Here is a 23123-nt window from a genome sequence, read left to right on the forward strand (position 1 = left end):
ACTAAAGATATACACATGACGTGAAACAATATTATTTTTCAACAGAAATCGGTATAGGTCAGTTAACTAATACTGACAGATAACGTTTATCTGTTTTCGCTTGATTAGAGATTTGTATATGTTAAGAATCATCAGCGCTGATAAATTCATCGCATCACGATTTATCTTAGAGTATAGCAAACCTGAATTCGCCTCATTATTAGGTGTTTCAGTTGCGAAAATCACCAATATTGAAAATGGAAAATCTGCAATCCCTCCTGTTTATGACTACGCTATTAATTACTTACTCAAAGAGCACCCGTTTACAGAAAGTGCGGTGAGTATTTTAAGTACACATGAAACACTAAACTTCGCTCGAAGAGTGAATGTTAATTCCAAAGTAAAACGGTTATCTTGCAAGCGTTGTGATAGTCGACATCTACATGTCATGGCAGGGGAAAACGGGCTTTACTTTGTTGAGTGTATGAATTGCAAGCATACGATGTATTCATCAGGTACAGCTGTAAAACGTTACCAGTTCTGGTCTCACCATGGAGTGCATTTAGATAACCACTTATTTGATAGCTAAATGAACTTAAGTCATCACAATCAACTCTCTTTCTGAAGTTACTTGTGGACACCCACTTTCTATTGCACTTTCCATTATTGATGATAATCGCCCATTTGTTTAAAAAAGCCATCACCGAGTATGTTGATGGCTTTTTGCTTTTCTCAATAAATTAAAATTCATTAATAAATGGCGACTAATTATATATGCAATATGTAGTGTTATTAATGGAAATTAGTGCAAATTACCCAAAAGTATAACGTGATCAAAGTCGCAAAATCTTGTTTCGTAGCGATTCAATTAATTATTATAATATAGACGATCACAAAATTATGGTTTAAATATTTATTCTCTCACACGAATACCACTGGCTATATATAACTAAAGTGATGAAAATCACGAAATCTAATTTCATTAAAATAAGATTTCTAAACATGAACTAGTAATCACGAAATTCAATTTCAGAATTTAATTATAAATATTAATTCGTAATATCACCCTTGTCGTTTTCCAGAACATACAAGAGATATTAAAATGAAACATTTAGTTATCGGTGTGAGTAATTATATGCCTGAAGATTTCAGCTTATTAGCTGAATCTTTAGATGAACAATTCAATCGTACATTGCTCCCTCTTGACCATATTGATTTAACCGATGTTGGTGCTGTTATTCTTACTGCCGCTGATATTGAAACTGGTTTACATAAAGTTATTTCAGAAACAGGTTATGGTATTCCCGTTTTTCTCGTGAACGATAATTCACCTGTTTCCGCTAAAGATTACGTATGGCTTACCGGCGTTATCGATTTGGAAAGACAGTCGATTGATTACTATTGTCGCCAAATCAATGAGGCTGTAGCAAAATACGAGTGCCGTTTATTGCCTCCATTCTTCAAGCAATTGACAAAATACGTAGAAATGGGCAATTCAGCATTCGACTGCCCAGGACACCAAGGTGGTCAGTTCTTTAAGAAACACCCTGCAGGCAAACAGTTCTACGATTTCTTTGGTGAAAATCTATTCCGCAGCGACTTATGTAATGCTGACGTAGATTTAGGCGATCTACTGATCCACGAGGGTTCTGCTCACCAAGCGCAGGCTTATGCTGCAAAAGTGTTTAACGCAGACAAAACTTACTTCGTACTGAATGGTACCTCTGCATCGAACAAAGTGGTTTGTAATGCTTTAGTCACTGAAGATGACTTAGTATTGTTCGACCGTAATAACCACAAATCAAACCATCATGGTGCGCTTATTCAAGCCGGTGGTATGCCTGTTTACCTAGAAACAGCACGTAACCCATATGGTTTTATCGGCGGTATGGATGAGCACTGTTTTGACGAAGCTTATATCCGCGAACAGATTGCGAAAGTTAGCCCAGAACGCGCACGTGATGCTCGCCCGTTCCGTCTTGCTATCATTCAATTAGGTACTTACGACGGCACCATTTATAACGCTCGTTACGTAATGGATAAAATTGGCCATCTATGTGATTACATCTTGTTTGACTCAGCTTGGGTTGGTTATGAGCAGTTCATTCCAATGATGAGAGATTGCTCACCGCTATTACTGGATCTTAAACCAGAAGACGCTGGCGTCATCGTGACTCAATCTGTACACAAACAACAAGCAGGTTTCTCTCAAACCTCACAAATTCACAAGAAAGACCACCATATCAAAGGTCAAGATCGCTACTGCAACCACAAACGCTTCAATAACGCGTTCATGATGCAAGCATCGACTTCACCATTTTATGCCTTGTTCTCTGCACTAGACATCAACGCTAAAATCCACGACGGTGAAGCGGGTCTACGCCTATGGAGTGACGCGGTTAAAACCGGTATCGAAGCGCGTAAAGAAATCCTTAAGAGTTGTGAGTTAGTTCGCCCATTTATTCCTCATGAAATCGATGGCCACCCATGGGGTAGCTATGATACTGATGAAATTGCGACCAATAAAAAGTTCTTCATGTTTGAGCCAAATGCAAGCTGGCATAAGTTTGAGGGTTATGGTGAAGGACAGTATTTCGTTGACCCATGTAAGCTGCTGCTTACGACGGAAGGTATTGCTGAAGATGGTAGCTACGCCGACTTTGGTATCCCAGCGACACTACTTGCGAACTTCTTACGTGAGAACGGTATCATTCCTGAAAAATGTGACCTTAACTCTATCTTATTCTTGCTGACACCAGCAGAAGATATGGGCAAAATCCGTCACTTGGTTGCACAAATAAACCGCTTTGAAAAATTCGTGAAAGATGATGCTCCGTTAAGTGTCGTGCTTCCTCGAGTTTATGAAGCCAACAAAGAACGCTACCGCAATTACACCATACGCCAGCTATGTCAGGAAATGCATGACATGTATAAAGAGCTGAACGTAAAACAATTGCAAAAAGCGATGTTCCGTTGTGAATACTTCCCACAAATGGTCCACAAACCAGATATCGCCACACGTAAATACTTCCGTGGTGAGTGCGATTATTTACCACTAAACGAAGCGATTGGTCGCGTCGCAGCAGAGGGTGCCCTTCCTTATCCTCCTGGCATCATCTGCGTAATTACTGGCGAAGTTTGGACTCAACACGTCGTGGATTACTTCCTTTCACTTGAAGAAGGCATTAACCGTTTCCCTGGGTTCGCGCCTGAAATTCAAGGTGTTTACCTTGAAGATGTTAACGGTCGTACCACTGCACATTGTTATGTCCTAAAAGATTAATCGATCTCGTTCGCACCGATCCCTACCTATCGGTGCGAACGTTCTATTTCGTGGAGAATATTATATGAGTACTGAAAACAAGAAAATGTCAGTGGTGCAACTTACCATTTTGACATTCATTAACATGGCTGGCTCCGGCATCATCATGCTGCCAAGTAAACTGGCGCAAGTGGGCACCATTTCTATACTATCTTGGTTAATTACTGCGGCTGGTTCTTTAGCGTTGGCTTATGTATTCGCAAAATGCGGTCGTTTTAGTAAACGAGATGGGGGCATGAATGGCTATGCTTCTTACGCATTTGGTCAATCAGGCGCATTTATGGCGGGCTGGACCTATGGTCTGTCACTGCTTATCGCCAATATCGCGATTGCGATTACTTGTGTGGGTTATGGCTCTGCTTTCTTTGAAGTGACCTTATCACCGATACAAACCTGTCTCTATACCATAGCGATACTTTGGATATGTACCTTTGCAAACTTCGGTGGTGCGAAACTCACAGGGCAGATTGGTAGCTTTACCGTTTGGGGTGTTATTTTACCCGTCTGTTCTCTCGGTATTATTGGCTGGTTCTGGTTTGATGGCAGCATGTACATCAGTGCTTGGAACCCACATCACTTACCATTCGGTGAAGCTGTCAGTGCCTCTATTGCAATGACACTATGGGCTTTCCTTGGATTAGAATCTGCATGTGCTAACTCTGACGCCGTAGAAAATCCAGAGAAAAACGTACCAATCGCAGTACTTGGCGGTACGTTAATCGCAGCGGTTGTTTACATTGTTTCGACCAATATTGCTTCTGGTATCGTACCTAATGCTGAGCTTGCTGCATCAACAGCACCATTCTCAACAGTATGGGCATTAATGTTAGGCTCAACAGCCGGTAAAGTGGTTGCAGGTTTAGCCGTTCTAGCTTGTGCGGGTTCACTGCTAGGCTGGCAGTTCACTATCGCTTCCGTATTTAAAGCTTCTTCTGACGCAGGTTTCTTCCCGAAAGTTTTCTCTGCTGTCGACAAACGTGGTACGCCTATTAAAGGCATGGTCACCATTACCATCATTCAATCCATTTTATCCTTGATGACAATTTCACCAACGCTTAATGAACAGTTTGAAGCTTTGGTTAACCTTGCAGTCGTTACAAACGTAATCCCATACATTCTTTGTATGGCAGCTATCTTCATCATGCAGCGAGCTTCAGATGTTTCTGCTCATGAAATGAAAATCACCAATACCATTGCTATTGTGGGTTCATTGTATAGCTTCTACGCACTCTATGGCTCAGGCTATGAAGCGATGATGTGGGGATCAATTGTAACCTTCCTTGGTTGGAGTGCTTACGGCCTAATTGCTGACCGTTTCGAACCTCTATCCAACTAAAGGCTTTGGCCCTCCCCTAGTTTACGGCTTGGGAGGGCAATTTTGTTTATTTAAACAGCGGACATTAGGTGGTATTTCAACCATATTCACACTGAAATCTAATTTTTGACATTTGGAGGACGAAAGATGCTAAGTCAACCTGTTAAAGTCGGTTCTGATACGGTCGTTGTCATTCCAAGCGCTATACTTACTGCGCTCGACATCAAAGAAGGCGATACATTGGACATTGCTCTTAACCGAGACAAGATGGAAATCAAAAAATTAGAATTAAAGAGCAATTCAGCATCAAATACTGAAAGATAAATAGTTTCAAGCTATGATTTATTAGATACATTACCTGCTTTAATGCATTAACCATTGCATTTAATGCTGTATTTAATGCTGCATTTAAATAATAAATAACCAAAATTAGGTCTGATACGATGCAAGGTATCCTTTCGATACAATCACATGTTACCTACGGCCACGCTGGCAATAGCAGCGCGGTATTTCCAATGCAACGCATGGGCTTTGAAGTCTGGCCGATCCACACGGTACAGTTTTCAAACCATACCCAATACAAAGAAGGCTTTAAAGGTCGCGCATTTTCAGCTGACGATATTAGCCAACTTGTTGAAGGTTTAGGTAATATCAAAGCACTAGAAAAGTGCCAAGCAGTACTCACTGGCTATCAAGGCAGTGCAGAACAATGTCTTGCGATCGAAGAAACCGTAAAACAAGTAAAACAAGCTAACCCAAGCGCAATTTATGTTTGCGATCCCGTAATGGGCGCGCCAGACAAAGGTTGTATCGTTGCTCCAGGCATTGCTGAAAATTTACTGTCTCGCTTAATGCCAATGGCAGACGTTATCGTACCTAACCAGTTTGAGCTGACTCAGTTCGCTGAAATGGAAATCAACACGTTAGATGAAGCCATCACCGCTTGCCAACGCGCACTAGCGAAAGGTCCAAAAGTGGTATTGGTGAAACACTTATACTGTTTAGGTAATGATAGCTTCTATATGCTTTTGGCAACCGCTGAGGGAACTTTCCTTGCGAAGCGTCCACATTTCGAATTTGATAAAGCACCAGTTGGTGTTGGTGATTTGATTTCTGCCGTTTTCACTGCTGGACTACTAAAAGGTTGGAGTGCAAAACAAGCATTCCAGCACTGCCACGATGCATGTTATGCGGTACTGAACGCAACATACCAAGCAAATGAGTGGGAGCTACAAACTATCGCAGCTCAACAAGAATTTGTTGAACCGAGCAAACACTTCCCGATAGAAGAAGTATCACTTAGCTCTAAAAGCTAATCACGGCGAAAATCAGTGAATTCAAAAAAGGTGCACATAGTTGCACCTTTTTTATTGCGCCTCAAATATTAAGGCTAAATAGTCTGCGTTATCCTGTTCAAGATAAACTAGATGGCCGCGACCATTTTCTGCAGTAAACGAATCATATCTTTTTGTTCTGACTCATCTAAAACATCCATCAACTCTTGATTGACTGCGACTGGAACAGGGAGCAAATCCTCTTGCATAGCACGACCTTTGTCTGTCAAATAAATTCGAAATGAACGACGGCTATTGGGATCGGCGCGGCGTTCAACGAGATCCAGTTTTTCAAGTTTGTCTAGCGTTCGTGTAGTGGTCGAGTTCTCCACTTTTGACTTCGCCGCGATATCTCGCTGAGTCACTCCCTCTTCTTCCCATAAACACATCATGGTTGGCCACAATGCCACGGTTAGTCCATGTTTTTTCAATTCCAGTTCGAATTTTTTTTCCGCATGATTAGCTACAACATTCACCATCCAGCCAAAACTGCTCTGGCGATCAAATTCATTTGTCATTCGGTTCATACCATTGAAATAGCAACTATTGCAATGGTAACTAATACAGCCACAACAAGCACGAATAAAGCTCGCCATTGTGAAACAAAGAACGGTTCAATGTCAGTCGTAAGCATCACTTGTCTACCCGTAAACATCGCTTTGACCAAAGGCTTCTTCTTTAACTTGTAAATAACAACCGCACCGACATGTAGAGCAATCAATACCGGCAATAGCGACGCTAAACCCAAATGCAAACTTTCAACCGCCGCAAATATATCGTCATTTAGCCACCACTCGACACCTGGCAGAGTATCGAAAAATCCCGCGATTGCGAGGCCAGAAAGACACTGCAGTAATAACGTTATCACTAAAGTGACTACCATCCACCCGCCTAACGGGTTATGTCCAATATGCGAAGTTTGACCCTTTTTTACATAACACCATGTCGCAAGCGGGGAGTACACAAATTGTTTGAATCGGTTAGTTTCACTTCCTACGAACCCCCATACCAACCGCCACAATACAATCGTGAATAAAACCAATCCTAATTGTATATGAGGCCCATTACCGCTGTTTCCTGATGCCAACAAAGCCACCACTAAGAGAACTTGTAGCCAGTGATATACGCGTGTTGCAAAGTCCCAAACTTTCATACTTTTTCTCTGTATCTATTTTTCATTTCGATTAATTTACACAACAACGGTTGCGTGCGCAACTATTGTTGTGTAAATTAATATCCAACGTCATAATTCAGCATCAAAAAACCAACATCAACCATTGGAAACATGAACAGAGAGTCAAAGATGAAATACATACCATTACTACTTAGCTTGCTTATTCCTAGCCTTGTGCAAGCTCACTCACAAGCTGTAGAAGAAGCGGCAATAGAAGCGAGACAAAATGCGTTTACCGAGATTGAAATACAATTAGAACAAACCGAACAAATTATTGATGAGGATAATACTGACTGGGAAAACCTAGAATCGCTATCGAAAGCCTTACAAAAACACAGCCAAACATTAGCGGTGAGCTTCCCAATCGGCAGTCTGGAAAATAGCAGAGCGAATGCTGATGTTTGGAGCAAACCTGAAAAATTCAACATGCTAATGCAGCAAATGGATGCCGGTTTTCAACAAATCTATCAGGCCAGTCAGGAAAAAGATGCAATCTTAGCTGAGCAAGGCGTAGAACAAGCCAATGACACCTGCCGAGCTTGTCATCGCAGTTATCGTTCTCGATTTTAAAAATGCTGTTTGATTATAGAGGGGAAAACAACCATGAAAGTATCGTTAAAAACTCTGCATCGTATCTCAGCTTTGCTGGCCTTTTTGCTAATTACGAGCTTTTTTACCAGTACGGTAATCAGCGAATGGCTAGGAGAGACATCACATATCGTTTGGGTTAAAACGGCAATTTCTTACGCGGTATGGGGACTCATACCATTAATGGCAATCACAGGAATTACGGGGGCGAAAATGGCACCTAACGTAAAATCTGGTCCAATTGCAGCAAAGAAAAAACGCATGCCTATCATTGCGTTAAATGGTTTATTCATTTTACTTCCGGCAGCGCTGTACTTAAAACACCTTGCTGTGTCTGGCCAGTTTGATATGACATTTTATGTGATTCAAGGTGTGGAGTTTATTGCTGGATTGACCAATATCACATTGATGACATTCAGCCTACGTAATGCTTGGCAGTTAACGAAAAAAGAGAGTGCCCTCAATTAAGTACTCCGCATAATTAAAGGCACTTATATCAGTGAGCATTCAAGCTCAAGGCAGGTTAAGCTAACGCCGTTGATCGTCGCAAAATTCGAATGTTCTTCTATTACGGCAAACTCATTAGCCATCAGTACTTTTTGTGATGCCGGATTTGTCGTAGCAGCGTACGCAATTAGCTTTTCCAATCCGTATTGCTGAGCATGTTGCTTAATTTGGGCAACAGCTTCTTTAGCGATACCTTGATTAGTGAAAGCTTGCCCAACTCGATAACCTAACTCAGCTCGACAGTTAAATTGATCAATATTGGATAAATTGATTCGTCCTAAGATCTGGCCATCATCGCCCACAATCAACATAGGGAGTAATACATCCTGTTGATACTCGTATAAACACTCTTCAATGTGGGACAAAACGCCAAAAGAACAATAAAAATACTCTCCTCTAGAATCGATAGTCCTTTCAAACCAATCTCGGTTTTTCGACTCAAAATCCAGTAATTTCGGCGCATCTCTGAGCTCTATCAAACGTATTTTCATTTACCTTTCCTCCCTCGAAGTCACACCTATACGGAGCATCCATTCTCTTGCCAAATAAAAAAGGGAGCTTCGCTCCCTCTCTGACATTCTATTTCACTATGCGTATAACCGTAGAAACCAGTCACCTTGATATTCAAAGTCACTTTAATGGGTATCTATTTTTGCGCACGCTGCCATTGCATTAGCCACTTATCCAAGTGATTGGCAAATTGCTGACGATCTGCTTGGCTCATCGGTGCGGGACCACCCGTTTGAACACCACTGCTGCGCATGGTGTCCATAAAGTCACGAATATTTAAACGCGACTTTATGTTCCCTTTAGTAAATAACTCACCACGAGAACTCAGTGCATGTGCACCTTTGGTAATGACTTCATCTGCCAAGGGAATATCACTGGTAATCACCATATCTCCCGGTTCAGCTCGGCGTACAATTTCATTGTCAGCCACATCAAAACCAGACATCACTTGCAACATGGTAACTTTTGGTGACGCTGGTGTGCGAATAAACTGATTGGCGACCAATGTCACTTCCACACCGGTGCGCTCAGAGGCACGAAATAGAATATCTCGAACCACAACTGGACATGCATCCGCATCTACCCAAATCTTCATACCACTACCTTATTCTCACAAACCGTTTTACTTATGCTATCACGACTTGCGTTCATACCCTGACAAAAACAAGACGAGAATATTATCGATCGTGCTCTGACGTTCAACACTTGAACGCATTTCTTGATGGGTGAGTAATTGTGGCCAGAAAAAATGCCCTTGAACTAGACAGTTCAACATATGGCTCATCACTTTTGGGTCACAATCGTTGAGCTTTTCATCATCAATCGCGTCACTAATCCACTGTTCAAGTTGATGATCAATGCTGCGTAGTTGAGCGACATAACGTTCTGCGAATTCAGGAGTTCGCAAAAACTCGCTAATCACCATTTTCGCAAGCAGTAATCCACAATCTTGATATAAGGCATCCAATTTCGCATTCAAGTATTCACACAACTGTATTTTCAATTCACGATTTGGAGTATAGGAGAACGTGACTTTCTGTCGCTGTTGTTGCAATACATCATTCATTGCCGCAATGAATAAACCATCTTTGCTATCAAAATGACGATAAAGCGTTCGCTTAGAAGTTCCTGCTTTCTCGCACACACGATCCATATTGGCTGCACTAAACCCATGCTCTACAAATTCTTGCTGTGCAGCTTCTATCAGTGCGAGGTGTTTTCTCTCAGAAACTTTCATATTTTTCGCTTCGAAATGACCAATAATCGCGGCAGGGTAAAACAATTTCGCCTTGAAGTACACTTTAGAGTTTACTTTTTAATTTTCCCAACTAAAATACTTCGATGTGATTAATATCACAAATAAATTTTGAACTTCGAACCCACACTAGGGTCGAGCTTATCCCTTATTTTTACTCAAGCAGTGTGAAGATACCACCAAGCGATACATCACTAGCAACCATCACCTGACCTAAAGGTGGTGCAGCGAGCAGTTGTCTACCTTGTTGTAACGTCAGATGAATGGGTATATAGCCAAGGCTACGGTTGCTTTTAATAATGTCTAATATCAAATCCAGTTCTCTATTACTTTTGGCTTCGTGTTGCTCTGCACCAGCAGCTTACGCCGACTCTATCTCTTTACCTATTTGGAAAGAGAAAGCCGAAGCCCTAGGTTATGAACTACCAAAACCAATCGGTTTCAACCTTAGCTATATGAGTATGGAGCAAGGGATCAATGTCGATTCAATTGCTTTGAATGACCTACAAACAGGCAGTAAGCTGCTGAATAAACTTTTAGCTTCAAACTTTCTTGGGTTTGATATTGAAGCCGAACCTGGCCGCCAAAAGACTGAAGTCGTGACTTTGCGTGCCGATGTCTGGTTATTTCCATTTCTCAATGTTTACGGTCTTGTTGGCAAGATCAAAGGCTATTCAGAAACCGATATTAATGCATATGTCACTATCGGTGGAAAAAGAGTGAATGCGAACAAACCGATTCCTGGTTCATTCAAGCTCGACCTTGATGGCTACACAACGGGTGGTGGTATCGTGCTTGCTGGCGGCTACGAAAATGTGTTTGCTCTAGTGGATGCTAGCTACACCCAAAGTACCCTCACTGTGATTGATGGTTCAATCGATGCCATCGTAATCTCTCCTCGTGTTGGCTATGACTTCAACCATACCGGCGTACCATTGCGTGTTTGGGCTGGTGCTATGTACCAAGATGTTGAACAAGAACTGTCTGGTTCAATTTCAGACATTATCCCAGGTATTGGTGGTACTTTTGAAGTAACGCAGCATCTATCTACCACATGGAACCCTATCATGGGTGCTCAATACAAAATCAATGATGATTGGTACCTACTAGGTGAAGCTGGCTTTGGCGATCGCGAAAGTGTCTTCGTCTCTATCGATCGTCGTTTCTGAGGTTAATATGAAAAAGCACGTTCTGCACATTGCCACGTTTTTGACTCTTGGTCTTACCGCTAACGCTTCTGCTGCAGAACAGAGCGAGGGGTGGTTTGATGAGCTACTCACAAAGCTCGGTTCAAGTGAAACCATCGATGAATCAAAACTCATTGATTGGGGCGTGCTACCGGGCCCTTTCGTAAACCCTGAGCAAGGTTTAGGGATTGGCGTGGCTGCTGTCGGCCTTTACACGCCATACGATTGGACCAAATCAGATCCGTATTCAACGGTGACGGTGACTTCTTACGCCTCGACCTCAGGTTCATACGGTTTTGGTGTTTCAAATCGTACTTACCTCGATAGTGATAGTGTTCGCTTACTTGCTGATGCCTGGATTAGTCACACTCCCGGTTACTATTGGGGCATAGGTACAACCGCTGCTGAAAATGAGAACAACAAGGTTCAGTACGAGGGTCAACGTATTGAGTTAAGCCCAAAAGTTGCCGTTGAAGTATTGCCTGATACCTATCTTAAACTGGGTTGGCAATGGCAATCCTATTCGGGTATTTCTGGTGTTGATGGCGATATTCTTCCAGCAGAAATGATGGACGCAACGAGCAGCGGTCTATTGCTTGGCATGGAATACGACAGTCGCGATTTTGAACCGAACCCAATCAGTGGTCAGTTCTTTAACGTCGAATGGGTAATGAACCGTGAAGCGCTAGGAAGCGATAATGACTATGACAACCTCATCGTTAATTATCGTCGCTACCAACAAGTTTCGACTGCAACCATCATTGCGATGGAGATCTATTCACAATCCATCTCTGGGGAGTCACCTTGGTTTGATTATGCCCAATTAGGTGATGATCAACGCATGCGTGGCTATTATCACGGCCAGTATCGAGATAAAAATCAACTATCTACTCAAGTCGAAGTTCGCCATACCTTATCCGGTCGCCATGGTGTCGTTGCTTGGCTAGGTACCGGTGCAATTGCACCTACCTATCACGATCTCTTTAGTGACACTTGGTTACCGACCGTTGGGGTTGGTTATCGATTTGCATTCAAAGCGCGAATCAATGTCAGAGTTGATCTTGGTGTCGGCAAAGACAGTACCGGATTCTATTTCCAAATCAACGAAGCTTTCTAGAGCGACGTAGAACAAAGCGCCCATCATGGCTGGTGGGCTCTGAACTTTAATACTCAACTGACGCCGCATCCCGAATAAATCAAGACTCGAATCACGACCGACTAGATCTGTATCTATCAGAGGTAACCCATGAAAAAAACCGCACTATTATTACTCGCTTTCTTAAGTGGTTTTGCTCATTCAAACACGTCATTAATACCGCTAAAAGCGCCTGTTGGCGTCCGCCCATGTTGTGCTTTTGGTGTTGATCTCAAAGCACAAGTCGGTCGCGTACCGGTGCCTTTCTTCTCATTGGAAAATGTCTTAAATGCCAATGACATCGGTACCCACCAATATAATGATGGTAGTGAGTCTATTTCGGGAAGTTTATTAGGCCTTGGTGAGGAAGTGAACGGTTTACTGTTTACTAAAGATGGTGGTTTTATCGATACAGCCCATGTGCGTGATACGGCCGACTATACCTATTACTTATTCCAACTCAACCGAAAAAACTTAGGTAATGCCAACACGATTGATCTCCCGACCGAGTTACGTATTCGTCGTATCACTTGGCATAAACACTCCACGGTTCTAAGTGAAAAAGAACGTATCCAACGCAGTGCTGATGCAGCAGCCTTAATGGCATTTCGTTTAGCGCAATGGCATGAAATAGGCCAATGGTTTGGTATGGTGTCGGTGAGTGGTTTCAAAGAATTGGCATCGGCTTTTTCTTCCGAAGACCTCTATTCAAACATGTTAGGTGCAACCTTAGCTCGTACGATATTGCTCGCAAACCCAGAGATAGATCAAATCTCTTTTTCTCGGGCGATGGACGGTGCATTTCAACAAATATTATCGATGCTAAACGTACAACCTAAATCCATCACTCGTGAGAAAATTCAGCAACTGGATGGTATCTGGTGGGACAGTTCAAAACGCTTGCCAGACAAATGGGTGGTCATCTTCCGTGACTATCATCTAGCACTAAATCTTGTACCTAATTATTCAGGTTCAACAAAACAACTAAGTTTGACAGATCGCTTTACCGATCAAGAACCTATCGAACAATGGGTCTCTCTATCTCTTGTTGCTGAGAAAATGGAAAACCATTTCAATTCCTTGCCAACAGAACTTAAAAATCGTACTACATGGCAACCAAGTGATTTCCAAACATTAGCGGATTTTGCTAAGCTACATGATGCACAACATAATCCGCTCAACTAAAATACGTCGATTGTTTGAAACGCGGTAAACTAGCGTAACCACACTAAGTAACTCTCAGTCACTATCAGCAACCCATTGAATAATATGTGCCTAGTTATGCACTTGGCACACATTCCTCTCATTGTATTTCTCATATCTAAATATCCATTAAAACAAACATCCCCACCCCAAGCAGTTAAAGATTTTGATCTTTTCTTTAAATTTGAAACAAAAATTCATCCAAACTTGTTAATAACCCGTTAAATAACCACAATTAGTCGTGACCATGATCACATCTATAAAGTGACACACAGATTTTGTTTTCTTATTTATAGAATCGGCTGATAACCTCCAGCCCCTCCGAAAAGATGTCGGAGTGCATAACTATAAGGAGTGTTCGAAATGATTACCAAGACACCAATGTCGCTAACCAGCCGAGTTATTATTGGTATGGTTACTGGGATCTTGACCGGGTTCGCTATTCGAGCCCTCTTTGCTGACAATGGATTTGTCGATGCGTATATCGTTAATGGACTATTTGAAGTGGGTGGGAAAATATTTATTGCGAGCTTAAAAATGCTCGTGGTTCCACTCGTCTTTGTTTCACTTGTTTGTGGTACAAGTGCTCTTAAAGATCTTTCGACCCTTGGTCGTATGGGCGGAAAAACCCTCGCGTTTTACATCACCACAACGGCTATAGCCATCACGCTAGCGTTAACGATGGGGACACTATTTCAACCAGGCTCCGGAGCCGATCTGACCGCTGTCAGTACATTTACCTCTGCGCAAGCTCCCTCACTTGGTCAGGTGATCATCGATATGTTCCCAACCAACCCAATTAGCGCAATGGCTGAGGGCAAAACCCTCCAAGTCATCGTATTCGCTGTATTATTTGGGGTAGCTATTAGCATTGCAGGTGAAGCAGGCGAGCGTATTGCATCTATCTTTTCAGACCTAAATGAAGTCATCATGAAGTTAGTGGCACTACTAATGAACTTAGCGCCGTATGGGGTATTCTTCCTAATGGCCAAGCTCTTTACCGGGTTAGGGCTAGGTGCCATTATCAATCTCGCCGAATATTTCTTGGTACTTGCGGGAACTTTACTGCTGCATGGTTTTGTCACCTACAGCTTGATGCTCAAAGGCTTCACTGGTTTAAGCCCAGTGACATTCTTAAAGAAAATGGAAGATGCCATTATGTTTGCCTTTTCTACCGCATCATCCAATGCCACGATTCCAGTCACTATGGAAACAGTAAAAAATCGTATGGGGGTAGATAACCGTATTGCCTCTTTCACAGTACCGCTAGGTGCAACTGTCAACATGGATGGTACGGCAATCATGCAAGGGGTTGCTACCGCATTTATCGCTCAAGCATTCAATATTGACCTCACCATGGGTGATTATCTCACCGTGATACTAACTGCAACATTAGCTTCGATCGGCACTGCTGGAGTTCCGGGAGTTGGTTTAGTGATGCTGGCGATGGTACTCAATCAAGTCGGGCTTCCACTTGAGGGGATTGCACTGATTATGGGAGTTGACCGACTGCTGGATATGATCCGAACTGCCGTCAATATCACAGGTGATAGTGCGGTTTCTGTCATTGTCGCTAAATCAGAAGATGCGCTGGATGAATCACGTTTCAACGATCCCCATGCAGGTGAAAAAGAAGAGGAAGTGCACCTTTCGCATCGTTAAGCAAACTCGCATTCATATCGGCTAATAATAGAAGCCCCCGTTTTAGTCGCTAAAACGGGGGCTTAATAATTAATCTTTTGATGATTTAGGCTTTGATTATTTAGCGGCTAACTATTTGAGCACTGTTTCGAGCACTGCTGCTTAAAAGTTTGCCCACTTCTCACGAGCTTGTTGCTCATGCGATTCAGTCACCGCATTGCCCACAGAATTCACCGCAATCACCAACGCAGCAGTATCGTCCGTAAAACCAACGCCCGCGAGAAAATCTGGAATCATATCGGTCGGTAAAACAAAGTAGGCTAAAGCTCCACCTAAAATCGCTTTATGCTGTATCGATGTCTTGGAATCCGTCATAGCCAGCCATGATTTAATTCCCATAACTGCGGTTTCTTCACCCAGCTTTTTTGCCGACGTTGAGATTTTTTTCCAAAATGAACGTTCATCAGGAGCGGCTATATCAGGATTTTCCTGCTGCGCAGCCATCTCTTTCAATAGCAGCTCATTTTGCAAGATTGGCTCATCAATACCAATTTCTTTGCCTTTGGTATCAAGCTCTAACAAAGGCATCGTCGCCTCTCCAATCAATGCAGAAGCCATATCATTTTGTTTATTCAACATCGCTTCCTCCAATCGAAATTCATGAATATTGTGACATTATACTCAAGTTACATGAACGCCAGATTAATCACCTCTGCATTGAACAATTCAATTTGACGTATAAAAAAATCCCCACACTGAGGTATGGGGATTTTGAGGAAGTTAAGAATGACTAAATTCTAAAATACCAAATCTTATCGTGACTATTGTCATTATTGTTGCGCGATTTTTTCCAACACGCGCATCAACATCTTAATGCGAGGCTCGATTGATTCCAGTAGCAAATACTCTTGATCGCTATGGAAACCAGCACCAATTGGACCGAAACCATCTAACGTGGGTACGCCTAGAATTGCCGTGTTGTTCGCATCAGAACCACCACCAACTTCTTGCCAGTTGATTGCGATTTCAAGCTCTTGAGCCGACTCTTCCACCAATGCCATTAGTGTTTCAGTCAGTGGACTTGCAACCATTGATGGCTTGTAAGACTCACGCTCCATTGCGATAGATACACCCTCAACAAATGGCGTTTCTAGCATCGCACGAAGTTTGGTATCTACGTCGTCGTACTCTTCATTGCTCCAGAAACGAACATCAATGATCGCTTGAGCATCTTCAGGTACTATGTTCGCACCCGCACCACCAGAAACAACACCGACGTTTAATGTCGTGCCAGATTCAAAGTTAGTCATCGCGTTGATTGCAAGAATCCAGTTTGCCATTTCAGTAATTGCACTGCGGCCTTTTTCTGGTTCATTACCTGCGTGAGCTGCAACACCTTTAAAAGTGATCTTGTAGCCAGCCATGCCTTTACGCGCTTTTACTAAGTCACCATTTGCACGTGCCGCTTCTGCAACCAATACGTTTTTCGCATCTTTAGCGACAGATTGAATCCATTCAACTGAATCTAAAGAACCCGTTTCTTCATCTGGGTTCATGCAGATGCAAATAGACAGTTTGTCTAACACGGCTTGGTCTAGGTTACGCATTGCGTAAACAATATTAAGCAGGCCAGATTTCATATCTGAAACACCTGGGCCGTAAGCTTTCTCAGCATCGTTTGTCATTGGACGTGCCGCTGCAGTACCGACCGAGAAAACTGTATCCATATGGCCAATCATCATTACATCGATGATTTCAGCTTCAGGCTTATTACGGATTTCTAAACCAAGACCCGCTTTGCCACAATCAACACGTTTTACGCTCCAACCCGTCATGTCAGCAAATTTTGCTTCAAACTGAGTCGCAATAAACTCAATACCCTCAACAGTATAAGTACCGCAATCCACATCAATTAATGGGCGTAGCTCTTCTAAATAATCATTAAGAGAAAAATTCATAATCAATCCTTACACAAAAAGATTCATTACTAGCATTGCACCAAACGCGTTCAGTACAGAGATAGCAATCATAACTGGGATGTAACGACCTTCTGTACCGATTGGACCCATGATACGGCCCATGTACTGAACTTGTGAACCCATTAGGTAGATAGCTGGAGCCAAGATAGCGATGTGTGCGCCGTTTAGAATGCCTTGGTCAAACAGGGTGATAACAACGCCCACAGCGCCACCCATTGACATCCAAGCACCGATCAATACTGCTGCAGCTTCACCTGGCAAGCCGAATAGAGCCATTACCGGAGAGAACACCGTACCCATCAGATCCAATGCGCCTGTAATTTGAAGTGCTTTGATGATAACGAAAGCCATTAGAACGTTTGGTACTGTCGATGTTGTCGCGATTACCCAACCTTTCTTAGCGCCTTCAACGAAGATGTCCGTTACCATTGGTTTTTTTGCTTTAACTTCGCTCATTATGCGCGCTCCTCAGTCAGTTCTTTTTGATTGTTATCTTCTTTACCTTCCGTGATATTTAGGTACACACGGAATAAGTTAGCGCCTACAAACTTAAATACAAACATCACAGCAACCGCTAGACCGATTGAAGAACTTACTGCTAGAGAACCATCCATCATTGTTAGCGTAAATAGCACAGCACCTGACGAGAAGAAGTTAACAATCGCAGCACCTGCAGTGAACTGGAACATGGTGAATACGTCAGTTTCACGCTTAGTCAAACGACCTTCATCTTTTAATTGACGAGTCATCGCTGCACCAGCATCGGTACTTTGAAGTGATGCAATTAGAGCAAGGCCTGAGCTACCTGGGATACCCATAAGTGGACGTAAAAGAGGAGTCAGTAGCTTACGCGCAGCATCTAGTGCGCCGTAATGCTCAAGAACGTTGATCATACCAAGAGCAAACATAACCGTTGGGATCAGAGTCAATGCGAAAATGAAGCCATCACGAGCACCGCTACCGCCTTTACCGCGTAGTGATGTTGTCATCGCTTGTACGCCTTCAGCGGTTTCATTTACACCGTAAGCAACCTTACCGAATGAACCATTTAGCGTTGTAAAATCGAATACTCCGTACCATTCGTTGGACTGAAGCATGCCAGAAAAGAAGACGACAGCAAAAGCTAGGGCAACATAGCTACCCCATGTGACCTTGCCACCACTTTGAGTTGAATTAGACATAAATACACCTATATGAGTTGTTGGTGAGTTCTGGTTTGGAACCGACATCATGAATAGTGCGGGAATTTTTGTGCTAGAAATCTGATCCGTATCAATGAGTTTTTTAATCTATTAACAACTATTAATTTGGTGTCATATTTTGTGATAACACGCATAAATAGCGAATAACCTTACTGAAGCCCATTAACATTGCGCATCAAGTTATTTCATAAATTCATCATGAATTATTAATAATTTCGGTGATTGGGTCAGATCCTACCTACTTCACAACGAAATAATTAAAATTTGGTTAAAATTAAAGCACATACCATTACCATCAGCCTTCAAGGAGTGAAGTCATGACGCGTTTTTGGCCTTTTTTAGCCATGATCTTTTTATTTTCTCCCACCACAACCTACGCCATAAATGTGAACGACACCTTGCCGCTCACACAAAGTGGCATTGGGTACATCGCACTGATAGTTTTTGCTATTGCTTATGCGCTAGTAATGCTCGAAGAATATCTACAACTACGAAAATCAAAGCCTGTACTACTCGCCGCCGGGATTATTTGGGCAATGATTGGATACGTCTATTCACAGCATGACCAAATAGAAGTAGCGAAAGCAGCACTAGAACACAACCTATTGGAATATGCAGAATTGTTGCTGTTCTTGTTAGTCGCGATGACTTATATCAGTGCGATGGAAGAGAGACGCCTATTCGACGCCTTACAAACATGGATGATCGGCAAAGGGTTTAATTTTAAAGCCTTATTCTGGTTAACCGGTATTTTATCTTTTTTCATTTCCCCTATTGCCGATAACCTTACAACTGCATTGTTAATGTGTGCCGTAGTAATGAAAGTGGGTGGCGACAATACCCGCTTTATTAATTTGGCCTGTATCAACATTGTTGTAGCAGCCAATGCAGGGGGAGCATTTAGCCCATTTGGGGATATAACCACCTTAATGGTTTGGCAAGCAGGCCACGTCACATTCTCTGAGTTTCTGCCTCTATTTTTCCCATCTGTACTCAATTATGTTATTCCTGCCGCGATCATGTCGATATTCATTCCAAGAGCAAAACCGAATGTGGTACATCAAGAGGTCGAACTAAAACGTGGTGCTCGTCGAATTGTCGCATTGTTTATTTTAACCATTGCAACTGCTGTCGCTTTCCATGCTGTTTTACACTTCCCACCCGTTATTGGCATGATGATGGGCTTAGCTTACCTGCAGTTTTTTGGCTTTTTCCTACGAAAAACGCTCAAACGTTCTCTGGCAAAAAAAGCGCAAATTGCCATTGAAAATGGTGATGATCACGCATTAAAACGCTTAGGCTCTGTTGTACCGTTTGATGTATTTCGTCGAGTTTCCCATGCAGAGTGGGACACATTGCTATTTTTCTACGGCGTTGTGATGTGTGTTGGTGGGCTGAGTTTGTTGGGCTATCTAGGTATGATTTCAGACGTTATGTATAACCAATGGAATCCGATCTGGGCCAATATCATGGTCGGTATTTTATCGGCTATTGTCGATAATATTCCGGTAATGTTCGCTGTACTGACAATGGAACCTGAAATGTCGATGGGTAACTGGCTGTTGGTCACATTAACTGCCGGTGTTGGTGGTAGCCTACTTTCAATAGGTTCAGCCGCAGGGGTTGCACTGATGGGGGCTGCCCATGGAAAGTACACTTTCTTTGGACATCTTAAGTGGGCACCTGTAATCGCCCTTGGATATATTGCTAGTATCATCGCCCACTTACTGCTTAATGGCGACTTATTCACTTAATAGCTTTACTCAATAAGTCACGATTTCGTTCTATAACCGATACCCGAATCATCGCTTCTTCAGCTAGTGATGGTTCGGTTATCGCATTAGTCACTTCTTTTTCTGCTCCAATTTCAGCAACGATTCTTTTAGACCTACGCCACCAGCATACCCAGTCAATTTTCCATTCTTCCCGATAACACGATGGCATGGAACGATAATCGACAATGGATTTTTACCATTAGCGAGGCCCACAGCTCGTACTGCTTTAGGATTACCAATCGCTTCAGCAAGTTGCTGATAGCTCCATGTCTCCCCATATGGAATCGTCGTCAAAGCATGCCAAACTTGAGTTTGAAAGGTCGTGCCCGTTACTGCGGTTTGCAATTCGAACGTTTCACGTTGCCCAGAAAAGTACTCCAATAGCTGACGTTTTGCTTCACACAAACCATCATCATCATCTCGGCGTTCGCCTAATGCTTCCGGTTGCGTAATTTGCGTTTCAAACCATGCACCAAGCAGTCCAGTCTCATTTGCTTGAATCGTCATTGGTCCTAATGGGGTTTCAAAAATGGTGTATCGGTTCATCCTGCATGACTCCAGCAATGAAAAGTGGCATAACTCCCCCAAGGAGAGGCACTTTTTGTAGTTAAAGATGGGAATAATTGCGCGGCTTTTTTTACCACTAAATCACTTTCAAGAAAACGATTAGGTTCAGAATTACCTCGTAATGCCGCGTAGCTAATCGTCCAAGGTCCAATACCTTTTAACGCTAACCACTGATCAAAGGTTGCCTCTGGCTGATCTAACATCAATTGAGCAAAACGTGCCAATGTCTCTTTACGGCTTTGTGGCATCCGTAAGAACTGCAAATCCGCATTGATGATGTCCAACGGGGTCGGAAAATGAGGACGCGCATTCTGGTGATGCTCGCCTTGCTGACGAGCACTATCACGTAGTGTTGCCACTAATAGGTTCAATTGCCCTATCGCTGCTTTAATTGATACCTGTTGCCCTAAGATAGCGCGAACACCCGCTTCCCAAGTATTCCATACTCCCGGGATTCGAATTCCTGAACGCTTAATCAATCCAGGCGCGACAGATTCAAGATGTAGCTCAATAAGCGTCATATTGACATCCAAATCAAACATTCGTCGAACTTGCTCCACTAACGCTGGCTGCTGACTCTCATCATCAATTTCAAACTCGAGCATAAGCGCGGAAGATCCAACACCCAATGCGTTAGAGTGTAATGTTTCAAAGGATAACGTTTTTGGAGAGGACGCTGTCAAAGGTAGTGCTTTAGATGGTAGCTTAGATAGTGAGACTCGAAACCAACCTTTCGCTCCATTTAATTCAAAAAAACGAAAATAACTCGTATCATCCACCTCTTCTAACTGCTCGATTCGTCGTAGTTGATAAAAGTCCAACATAAATTGCCAATCTAACGCCCCCTCAAATGGCAATTCAATTTCGCTTTTAATAGCTTTAGTCCTCATCCTCAAACTCCCTTTACTTCTTACTTCTTACTTCTTACTTCTTACTTCCAAACAACATGACCTATTTTAACTGCTGAGTCTAACCCTAAAGGATAAAAATACTTGCTACTTATGGCACGGAATGACGGACAATCAAACAGTTACTAATTTAGATAGTATGAGAAAAGTATGACGCATTGCAGATAGAAATATCATCTACTAGATTTAGATTGCAAAGAGGAAAAATAATAAGGAAGTTGGCTATGGATTTACACGCTTGCACTATCGTACTGACGGATCACTCAAAACTAATCTGTAAAACTGTCGAGCAATCTCTCGGCATGATTGAACATCACGGTCAATCTCGTATCAATCAAATATTGATTGATGCGTATGACGGCCAATCGGTCCACTCCTATCAAAACCTCTCAATTGAAGAATCCATTGAAAGCTTAATGGATCTCTAAGCTATCGCGCTCCTCCCGCAAGACAACCTTGATGATCAAGGTTGTCTACTATTGCATTTTTTGAGCACACTTATTCAAAAAATTCGAACATGATAATCCAAAGCTGGACATTACCCATCAATAAGATCCGCGCTATATTCAGCGCCATCGAATAGAAAGCTATTCACATTGACAGTTTTTGGAGCTACAAACATGACAACCACTCTTGTACTTAAATCGAGCATCCTTGGCGAGTATTCACAATCTAATCAATTAATTGATGCCGCTCTCGAGGGTAAGCACAACATCATTGAACGTGATTTAGTAGCCAACCCGGTTCCTGTCCTTGATATGAATGTTGCAACGGCATTGCGTGGTGGCGATGATCTTTCTGGTGAACTTCAGGCGATTTTAAATCTTTCAAATCAATTGATTGACGAATTAAACGCAGCTGATCACATTGTAATTGCCGCCCCAATGTACAACTTTATGGTACCAACTCAGCTTAAAAATTGGTTTGATATCATTGCTCGTGCTGGCGTCACTTTCACTTATACCGAAACGGGTCCCGTTGGTTTGATCAACGATAAAAAAGTCACCATCGTGACTACTCGAGGTGGCATGCATAAAGATACCGAACGTAATTCAATTGAAAGCTACCTAATGACAATGCTTGGTTTCATTGGAATTACCGATGTGACTTTTATCTATGCTGAAGCTCTCAATATGGGCGAAGAGAGTGCGCAAGCCGCACGTGAACAAGCTCTATCTCAACTCAACGCGGCTTTCTAAGCTAATCAACATCGCACTGCTTTTTAGTTATTCATCTTAAATAGCTAACTTTTCAATAGCGTAAACCAAAATGGTTCGCCTTTCTTAATAGACTAAATTTCCTTTGCCTCTTCATTCTGGAGAGGCTTTTTTTCGTGCCTACTAGCCTGAACAATGCATTTATATCCATTTGGCGCGAATCTGTAACTCTAAATCGTAGTAAGCATATTGAACGAGTTCAATGAACCAATATCCAAATTACCACTGAACTCACGATTTAAGCCAAATTATTCATATTGATAAAGAACACGCATCTCGCATCCTAATTCGCTTTCACGTAATCTAATTTCAGATTCATTTTTTG

General features: G+C 42.4%; 25 protein-coding genes and 1 pseudogene. 14 read left to right on the forward strand and 12 right to left on the reverse strand.

From position 1 onward, the window contains the following. The first annotated feature begins 118 nt into the window (after nucleotides 1-118). The 5 genes from DZ860_RS19925 (at nucleotide 119) to pdxY (ending at nucleotide 5932) form a co-directional block, all read left to right on the forward strand. Entirely contained in the window at nucleotides 119-568 is a 450-nt protein-coding gene (locus tag DZ860_RS19925) for an XRE family transcriptional regulator (protein WP_120034632.1), read from the forward strand. A gap of 513 nt (nucleotides 569-1081) precedes the next feature. Then, a complete protein-coding gene (speF, locus tag DZ860_RS19930) occupies nucleotides 1082-3262 on the forward strand; it encodes an ornithine decarboxylase SpeF (RefSeq protein WP_120034634.1) in 2181 nt (726 codons plus the stop codon). Between the two features lie 64 nt (nucleotides 3263-3326). Next, the gene (gene potE, locus DZ860_RS19935; RefSeq protein ID WP_120034636.1) at nucleotides 3327-4637 is read left to right on the forward strand and encodes a putrescine-ornithine antiporter; all 1311 of its coding nucleotides are present in this window, start codon (nucleotides 3327-3329) and stop codon (nucleotides 4635-4637) included. Nucleotides 4638-4763: 126 nt separating this feature from the next. After that, on the forward strand, nucleotides 4764-4940 hold the full coding sequence (locus tag DZ860_RS19940) for an AbrB/MazE/SpoVT family DNA-binding domain-containing protein (RefSeq protein WP_120034638.1): 177 nt from the start codon (nucleotides 4764-4766) through the stop codon (nucleotides 4938-4940). Between the two features lie 119 nt (nucleotides 4941-5059). Next, nucleotides 5060-5932: a pyridoxal kinase PdxY gene (gene pdxY / locus DZ860_RS19945; RefSeq protein WP_120034640.1), complete on the forward strand. Its 873-nt coding sequence runs from the start codon at nucleotides 5060-5062 to the stop codon at nucleotides 5930-5932. Nucleotides 5933-6039: 107 nt separating this feature from the next. Here pdxY and DZ860_RS19950 read toward each other — a convergent pair whose 3' ends face one another. Beyond that, the gene (locus tag DZ860_RS19950) at nucleotides 6040-6468 is read right to left on the reverse strand and encodes a MarR family winged helix-turn-helix transcriptional regulator (RefSeq protein ID WP_120034642.1); all 429 of its coding nucleotides are present in this window, start codon (nucleotides 6466-6468) and stop codon (nucleotides 6040-6042) included. Between the two features lie 5 nt (nucleotides 6469-6473). Continuing rightward, nucleotides 6474-7103 carry a cytochrome b/b6 domain-containing protein gene (locus DZ860_RS19955; protein ID WP_120034643.1) on the reverse strand — a complete coding sequence of 210 codons (630 nt, stop codon included), beginning with the start codon at nucleotides 7101-7103 and terminating at the stop codon, nucleotides 6474-6476. Nucleotides 7104-7253: 150 nt separating this feature from the next. Here DZ860_RS19955 and DZ860_RS19960 point away from each other — a divergent pair, with 150 nt between their 5' ends. Both DZ860_RS19960 and DZ860_RS19965 read left to right on the forward strand, forming a co-directional pair. Continuing rightward, nucleotides 7254-7694, forward strand: a complete 441-nt coding sequence (locus DZ860_RS19960) for a cytochrome c (protein ID WP_120034645.1) — start codon at nucleotides 7254-7256, stop codon at nucleotides 7692-7694. Nucleotides 7695-7727: 33 nt separating this feature from the next. After that, a complete protein-coding gene (locus DZ860_RS19965) occupies nucleotides 7728-8180 on the forward strand; it encodes a hypothetical protein (RefSeq protein WP_120034647.1) in 453 nt (150 codons plus the stop codon). A 23-nt stretch (nucleotides 8181-8203) separates the two neighbouring features. Here DZ860_RS19965 and DZ860_RS19970 read toward each other — a convergent pair whose 3' ends face one another. From DZ860_RS19970 to DZ860_RS24505, 4 genes are all read right to left on the reverse strand, one after another. Continuing rightward, nucleotides 8204-8710: a GNAT family N-acetyltransferase gene (locus DZ860_RS19970; RefSeq protein WP_120034649.1), complete on the reverse strand. Its 507-nt coding sequence runs from the start codon at nucleotides 8708-8710 to the stop codon at nucleotides 8204-8206. A gap of 155 nt (nucleotides 8711-8865) precedes the next feature. Continuing rightward, nucleotides 8866-9324: a YaiI/YqxD family protein gene (locus DZ860_RS19975; RefSeq protein ID WP_120034651.1), complete on the reverse strand. Its 459-nt coding sequence runs from the start codon at nucleotides 9322-9324 to the stop codon at nucleotides 8866-8868. Nucleotides 9325-9363: 39 nt separating this feature from the next. After that, the gene (locus DZ860_RS19980; RefSeq protein ID WP_120034700.1) at nucleotides 9364-9966 is read right to left on the reverse strand and encodes a TetR/AcrR family transcriptional regulator; all 603 of its coding nucleotides are present in this window, start codon (nucleotides 9964-9966) and stop codon (nucleotides 9364-9366) included. Nucleotides 9967-10138: 172 nt separating this feature from the next. Then, nucleotides 10139-10297 (reverse strand): hypothetical protein, encoded by a 159-nt coding sequence (locus tag DZ860_RS24505; RefSeq protein ID WP_165862941.1) that lies wholly within the window; start codon nucleotides 10295-10297, stop codon nucleotides 10139-10141. Between DZ860_RS24505 and DZ860_RS19985 the strand changes: the two genes are divergently transcribed. The 4 genes from DZ860_RS19985 to DZ860_RS20000 all read left to right on the forward strand — a co-directional run bounded on the left by DZ860_RS19985 (nucleotide 10284) and on the right by DZ860_RS20000 (nucleotide 15171). Continuing rightward, entirely contained in the window at nucleotides 10284-11153 is an 870-nt protein-coding gene (locus DZ860_RS19985) for a TonB-dependent receptor (RefSeq protein ID WP_439333167.1), read from the forward strand. The two genes, DZ860_RS24505 and DZ860_RS19985, sit on opposite strands and share 14 nt — an antisense overlap. Nucleotides 11154-11160: 7 nt before the next feature. Continuing rightward, nucleotides 11161-12288 carry a BamA/TamA family outer membrane protein gene (locus tag DZ860_RS19990; RefSeq protein ID WP_120034653.1) on the forward strand — a complete coding sequence of 376 codons (1128 nt, stop codon included), beginning with the start codon at nucleotides 11161-11163 and terminating at the stop codon, nucleotides 12286-12288. Nucleotides 12289-12417: 129 nt separating this feature from the next. Further along, nucleotides 12418-13491 carry a DUF4056 domain-containing protein gene (locus DZ860_RS19995; protein ID WP_120034655.1) on the forward strand — a complete coding sequence of 358 codons (1074 nt, stop codon included), beginning with the start codon at nucleotides 12418-12420 and terminating at the stop codon, nucleotides 13489-13491. 381 nt (nucleotides 13492-13872) lie between these two features. Beyond that, nucleotides 13873-15171: a dicarboxylate/amino acid:cation symporter gene (locus tag DZ860_RS20000; protein WP_120034657.1), complete on the forward strand. Its 1299-nt coding sequence runs from the start codon at nucleotides 13873-13875 to the stop codon at nucleotides 15169-15171. A 141-nt stretch (nucleotides 15172-15312) separates the two neighbouring features. Here DZ860_RS20000 and DZ860_RS20005 read toward each other — a convergent pair whose 3' ends face one another. The 4 genes from DZ860_RS20005 to DZ860_RS20020 all read right to left on the reverse strand — a co-directional run bounded on the left by DZ860_RS20005 (nucleotide 15313) and on the right by DZ860_RS20020 (nucleotide 18310). Next, the gene (locus DZ860_RS20005) at nucleotides 15313-15654 is read right to left on the reverse strand and encodes a YkvA family protein (protein WP_120034704.1); all 342 of its coding nucleotides are present in this window, start codon (nucleotides 15652-15654) and stop codon (nucleotides 15313-15315) included. Nucleotides 15655-15980: 326 nt separating this feature from the next. Continuing rightward, nucleotides 15981-17108, reverse strand: coding sequence for a M20 family metallopeptidase (locus tag DZ860_RS20010; RefSeq protein ID WP_120034659.1), 1128 nt, complete (start codon nucleotides 17106-17108; stop codon nucleotides 15981-15983). Between the two features lie 9 nt (nucleotides 17109-17117). Beyond that, the gene (locus DZ860_RS20015) at nucleotides 17118-17585 is read right to left on the reverse strand and encodes a YjiG family protein (RefSeq protein ID WP_120034661.1); all 468 of its coding nucleotides are present in this window, start codon (nucleotides 17583-17585) and stop codon (nucleotides 17118-17120) included. Next, a complete protein-coding gene (locus DZ860_RS20020) occupies nucleotides 17585-18310 on the reverse strand; it encodes a nucleoside recognition domain-containing protein (protein ID WP_120034663.1) in 726 nt (241 codons plus the stop codon). Before DZ860_RS20020 ends, DZ860_RS20015 begins: the two co-directional genes overlap by 1 nt. 365 nt (nucleotides 18311-18675) lie before the next feature. Between DZ860_RS20020 and nhaD the strand changes: the two genes are divergently transcribed. After that, a complete protein-coding gene (gene nhaD, locus DZ860_RS20025) occupies nucleotides 18676-20085 on the forward strand; it encodes a sodium:proton antiporter NhaD (RefSeq protein WP_243641893.1) in 1410 nt (469 codons plus the stop codon). Nucleotides 20086-20175: 90 nt separating this feature from the next. On the opposite strand, the gene DZ860_RS20030 is transcribed toward nhaD, so the two are convergent. Continuing rightward, a complete protein-coding gene (locus tag DZ860_RS20030) occupies nucleotides 20176-20652 on the reverse strand; it encodes a methylated-DNA--[protein]-cysteine S-methyltransferase (RefSeq protein ID WP_120034667.1) in 477 nt (158 codons plus the stop codon). Beyond that, nucleotides 20649-21542, reverse strand: a pseudogene (locus DZ860_RS20035) (AlkA N-terminal domain-containing protein); the annotation flags it as partial. The pseudogene DZ860_RS20035 and the gene DZ860_RS20030, both read right to left, overlap by 4 nt. A gap of 263 nt (nucleotides 21543-21805) precedes the next feature. Here DZ860_RS20035 and DZ860_RS20040 point away from each other — a divergent pair. Continuing rightward, nucleotides 21806-22009, forward strand: coding sequence for a hypothetical protein (locus tag DZ860_RS20040; RefSeq protein WP_120034671.1), 204 nt, complete (start codon nucleotides 21806-21808; stop codon nucleotides 22007-22009). Between the two features lie 192 nt (nucleotides 22010-22201). Then, a complete protein-coding gene (locus tag DZ860_RS20045; RefSeq protein WP_120034673.1) occupies nucleotides 22202-22780 on the forward strand; it encodes an FMN-dependent NADH-azoreductase in 579 nt (192 codons plus the stop codon). Nucleotides 22781-23123: the final 343 nt, after the last annotated feature.

The organism is Vibrio sinensis (assembly GCF_003605645.1).
Lineage (GTDB): Bacteria > Pseudomonadota > Gammaproteobacteria > Enterobacterales > Vibrionaceae > Vibrio > Vibrio sinensis.

Excerpts from the sequence above, each read along its gene's own strand:
- DZ860_RS20000 (WP_120034657.1), top strand. The coding sequence starts at position 13,873 with ATGATTACCAAGACACCAATGTCGCTAACCAGCCGAGTTATTATTGGT.
- DZ860_RS19975 (WP_120034651.1), bottom strand. The coding sequence starts at position 9,324 with ATGAAGATTTGGGTAGATGCGGATGCATGTCCAGTTGTGGTTCGAGAT.
- DZ860_RS19960 (WP_120034645.1), top strand. The coding sequence starts at position 7,254 with ATGAAATACATACCATTACTACTTAGCTTGCTTATTCCTAGCCTTGTG.
- DZ860_RS20010 (WP_120034659.1), bottom strand. The coding sequence starts at position 17,108 with ATGAATTTTTCTCTTAATGATTATTTAGAAGAGCTACGCCCATTAATT.
- DZ860_RS20005 (WP_120034704.1), bottom strand. The coding sequence starts at position 15,654 with ATGGCTGCGCAGCAGGAAAATCCTGATATAGCCGCTCCTGATGAACGT.
- DZ860_RS20040 (WP_120034671.1), top strand. The coding sequence starts at position 21,806 with ATGGATTTACACGCTTGCACTATCGTACTGACGGATCACTCAAAACTA.
- DZ860_RS20045 (WP_120034673.1), top strand. The coding sequence starts at position 22,202 with ATGACAACCACTCTTGTACTTAAATCGAGCATCCTTGGCGAGTATTCA.
- DZ860_RS19965 (WP_120034647.1), top strand. The coding sequence starts at position 7,728 with ATGAAAGTATCGTTAAAAACTCTGCATCGTATCTCAGCTTTGCTGGCC.
- DZ860_RS20030 (WP_120034667.1), bottom strand. The coding sequence starts at position 20,652 with ATGAACCGATACACCATTTTTGAAACCCCATTAGGACCAATGACGATT.
- DZ860_RS19955 (WP_120034643.1), bottom strand. The coding sequence starts at position 7,103 with ATGAAAGTTTGGGACTTTGCAACACGCGTATATCACTGGCTACAAGTT.
- DZ860_RS20015 (WP_120034661.1), bottom strand. The coding sequence starts at position 17,585 with ATGAGCGAAGTTAAAGCAAAAAAACCAATGGTAACGGACATCTTCGTT.
- DZ860_RS19980 (WP_120034700.1), bottom strand. The coding sequence starts at position 9,966 with ATGAAAGTTTCTGAGAGAAAACACCTCGCACTGATAGAAGCTGCACAG.
- DZ860_RS19950 (WP_120034642.1), bottom strand. The coding sequence starts at position 6,468 with ATGACAAATGAATTTGATCGCCAGAGCAGTTTTGGCTGGATGGTGAAT.
- DZ860_RS19985 (WP_439333167.1), top strand. The coding sequence starts at position 10,284 with ATGTCTAATATCAAATCCAGTTCTCTATTACTTTTGGCTTCGTGTTGC.
- pdxY (WP_120034640.1), top strand. The coding sequence starts at position 5,060 with ATGCAAGGTATCCTTTCGATACAATCACATGTTACCTACGGCCACGCT.
- nhaD (WP_243641893.1), top strand. The coding sequence starts at position 18,676 with ATGATCTTTTTATTTTCTCCCACCACAACCTACGCCATAAATGTGAAC.
- DZ860_RS20020 (WP_120034663.1), bottom strand. The coding sequence starts at position 18,310 with ATGTCTAATTCAACTCAAAGTGGTGGCAAGGTCACATGGGGTAGCTAT.
- DZ860_RS19940 (WP_120034638.1), top strand. The coding sequence starts at position 4,764 with ATGCTAAGTCAACCTGTTAAAGTCGGTTCTGATACGGTCGTTGTCATT.
- DZ860_RS19995 (WP_120034655.1), top strand. The coding sequence starts at position 12,418 with ATGAAAAAAACCGCACTATTATTACTCGCTTTCTTAAGTGGTTTTGCT.
- DZ860_RS19925 (WP_120034632.1), top strand. The coding sequence starts at position 119 with ATGTTAAGAATCATCAGCGCTGATAAATTCATCGCATCACGATTTATC.
- potE (WP_120034636.1), top strand. The coding sequence starts at position 3,327 with ATGAGTACTGAAAACAAGAAAATGTCAGTGGTGCAACTTACCATTTTG.
- DZ860_RS19990 (WP_120034653.1), top strand. The coding sequence starts at position 11,161 with ATGAAAAAGCACGTTCTGCACATTGCCACGTTTTTGACTCTTGGTCTT.
- speF (WP_120034634.1), top strand. The coding sequence starts at position 1,082 with ATGAAACATTTAGTTATCGGTGTGAGTAATTATATGCCTGAAGATTTC.
- DZ860_RS19970 (WP_120034649.1), bottom strand. The coding sequence starts at position 8,710 with ATGAAAATACGTTTGATAGAGCTCAGAGATGCGCCGAAATTACTGGAT.